A 2,970-nucleotide genomic window follows, 5' to 3' on the forward strand; every position below is an offset into this window, starting at 1 on the left:
GGCAGGCCGGCGGGCGCGCCCAAGGCGGGCGGCGGCCGTGGCGAAGCGAAGTCGCGGCCGGGCAAGACGGGCGGGCGCGGCAAGGCCGGCGCGGCGGGCGCAGACGACTGGCAGCCGCGCAGCGCATCCGCCCATGAGTCGCAATTGGGCGTGCTGGGCGGCCGCCGCCAGCGCTAGATATCCAGATATCGGGCCGCCGGCGGGGCCCCGGGCCCCGCCGTTGTTGCTTTTTTTATGTAAGGCCAAGACCTGACAGGATTTTTTTTGTTTTTCTGTTAGAATGTAGGGCTTTACAGCTATATTGTTTTTGTCATGCTTTTGCTCATGCAACCATGGTCATGCAACAACCCTGACTGGCAATGATAGCGGCACATTTTCGAATGCGTCTTTATTGGTGAGGCTATGGTTACGCACGGCCAGGCGTGATGGCGGCATGTAAATGCGGCGGATCGCATGCAGTCGTGCAGTGCCAGGCACCGCGGATGCGATAACAGTGGGCTGGTAGACAGCCCATTTTTTTTGGATTTTATGGCAGACATATTCGCTTTGACACAAGAGGCCCTGGCCGGTATGGATATCGAGCTTGTCGACGTGGAACGCGCGCCCCTTGGGCTCTTGCGTGTAACGATCGACCGCCCGGACGGTGTGCGAATTGAAGACTGCGAACAGGTTTCAAAACAGCTGTCGCGAGTATTCGAGGTGGAAAACATCGATTACAAGCGCCTTGAAGTGGGCTCGCCCGGGGTCGATCGGCCCCTGAAGCGCGTTGCCGACTTCATCCGTTTCGCCGGCGAGCGGGTCGAGATCAAGCTGCGCGAAGCCGTCGACAACCGCAAGGTGTTTGTCGGCACGCTTCGCGTTCCTGCCGATGCGGACGCCGCCGCGGCCGCCTCTCCGGAATTCGGGCTCGAAATCGACGCCGGAAAAGGCGACACCCGCATCCTGAGCTTCACTTTCGACGACGTAGATCGTGCCAAACTGGATCCGATTCTTGATTTCAAGGGTAAAAAGCGATGAGTCGCGAAATTCTTCTATTGGTTGACGCCTTGGCGCGTGAAAAAAACGTTGCCCGCGAGGTGGTTTTCGGCGCACTTGAAGGCGCATTGGCATCGGCCATGAAAAAACGCTTCAAGGAAGACGCCGACATCCGGGTGACGATCGACCGCAACACCGGCGAGCACGAAGGCTATCGCCGGTGGCTGGTCGTGCCCGACGACGCCGGCCTGCAGGAACCCGACCAGCAGGAACTGTATTCCGACGCCCAGGAAATCGTCCCGGGCATCCAGGTCGGCGACTACATCGAAGAGCCCCTCGAACCCGAAGAATTCGGCCGCATCGGCGCGCAAGCCGCCAAGCAGGCCATTCTGCAGCGCATCCGCGACGCCGAGCGCGAGCAGGTGCTGAACGACTTCCTCGAACGCGGGGAAAGCATCGTGTCGGGCACCGTGAAGCGCATGGACAAGGGCGACGCCATCATCGAGACCGGCAAGATCGAGGCCCGCCTGCCCCGCAGCGAAATGATTCCCAAGGAAAACATCCGGGTCGGCGACCGGATCCGCGCCTGGGTGCTCAAGGTCGACCACGCGGCGCGCGGCCAGCAGGTCATCCTGTCCCGCACCGCGCCCGACTTCATCCGCCAGCTCTTCGAAAACGAAGTGCCCGAAATCGAGCAAGGCCTGCTGGAGATCAAGGCGGCCGCGCGCGACCCGGGCGTGCGCGCCAAGATCGCCGTCGTCGCCTACGACAAGCGCATCGACCCCATCGGCACCTGCGTCGGCATGCGCGGTTCGCGCGTCACCGCCGTGCGCAACGAACTGGGCGGCGAACAGGTCGACATCGTGCTGTGGGCCGAAGACCCGGCCGAATTCGTCATCGGCGCGCTGGCGCCGGCCCACGTCGAATCCATCGTGGTCGACGAGGACAAGCACGCCATGGACGTCGTGGTCGACGCCGAGAACCTGCCCAAGGCCATCGGCGCACGCGGCCAGAACGTGCGGCTGGCGTCCGAACTCACCGGCTGGCAGATCAACATCATGACGCCGGAAGAAAGCCAGAACCGCCAGGAAGAAGAACGCAGTGCGCTGCGCCAGACCTTCATCAGCAAGCTCGACGTCGACGAGGAAGTCGCCGACATCCTGATCGACGAAGGCTTCACCGGCCTGGAAGAAATCGCCTACGTACCCATGCAGGAATTGCTCGAAATCGAGGCCTTCGACGAAGAGACCATCAACGAACTGCGCACCCGCGCGCGCAATGCCCTGCTGACGGAAGCCATCGCCCACGAAGAGCGCGTGCAGACCGTGGCGCAGAACATGCAGGAGCTCGAAGGCATGACGCCCGAACTGCTCGGCAAGCTCGCCGAAAACGAGGTCACCACGCTCGACGACCTGGCGGAGCTGTCCACCGACGAACTGGCCGAATTCACCGGCCTGTCCGAAGAAGACGCCAGCCAGATGATCATGCGCGCCCGGGCTCACTGGTTCGACGATGAAAAGTGATCCGCGAATCGAACCAGTTGGGTGTATTCATTGAAAATAGTAGTAGCAAGCAAGAGAGAGTCGAATGCCGAGTAACACCGTCGCCCAGTTCGCTGTTGAACTGAAAATGCCTGCAAACGTGCTGCTGGAGCAGCTGCGTTCGGCCGGCGTTGAACTCAAGTCGGTTGACGATGCCGTCACTGACGCGGATAAGGCGAGGCTGCTTGATTCGTTGCGCCGCGCCCATGGCGGGAGCGAGGGCAAGAAGATCACCCTGACTCGCCGTCAAACCTCCGAAATCCGGCAGGCCGACGGCTCGGGCCGTTCACGCACGATTCAGGTAGAGGTGCGAAAGAAGCGTACTTTCGTCAAGCGCGACACGTCCGAGCTCGCCGCCGAGGCTCTCAAGGCCGAAGCCGCCGACAAGCCGGAAGCGGTGGCGCCCGCGGCCCAGGCCGCCGTGGCCGAACCGCCCGCGCGCAGCCATGAAGCC

Annotated in this window: 3 protein-coding genes; all 3 read left to right on the top strand. The window is 62.3% G+C overall.

The features are described 5' to 3' along the window. The first annotated feature begins 528 nt into the window (after positions 1–528). The gene (gene rimP / locus H0A72_RS21850) at positions 529–1,017 is read left to right on the top strand and encodes a ribosome maturation factor RimP (protein WP_180158624.1); all 489 of its coding nucleotides are present in this window, start codon (positions 529–531) and stop codon (positions 1,015–1,017) included. Further along, positions 1,014–2,498 carry a transcription termination factor NusA gene (gene nusA, locus H0A72_RS21855; RefSeq protein WP_180158625.1) on the top strand — a complete coding sequence of 495 codons (1,485 nt, stop codon included), beginning with the start codon at positions 1,014–1,016 and terminating at the stop codon, positions 2,496–2,498. The genes rimP and nusA overlap by 4 nt, the downstream gene beginning before the upstream one ends. A gap of 64 nt (positions 2,499–2,562) precedes the next feature. Further along, positions 2,563–2,970 (top strand): translation initiation factor IF-2 associated domain-containing protein (locus tag H0A72_RS21860; RefSeq protein ID WP_246815013.1); only part of this gene is annotated, 408 nt, incomplete at its 3' end.

The sequence above is a fragment of the Parapusillimonas granuli genome, assembly GCF_013416525.1.
GTDB classification, from domain to species: Bacteria; Pseudomonadota; Gammaproteobacteria; order Burkholderiales; family Burkholderiaceae_B; genus Parapusillimonas; species Parapusillimonas granuli.

Bases quoted from the DNA above. Each gene is read 5' to 3' on its own strand.
- nusA (WP_180158625.1), top strand. From the start codon at position 1,014: ATGAGTCGCGAAATTCTTCTATTGGTTGACGCCTTGGCGCGTGAAAAA.
- rimP (WP_180158624.1), top strand. From the start codon at position 529: ATGGCAGACATATTCGCTTTGACACAAGAGGCCCTGGCCGGTATGGAT.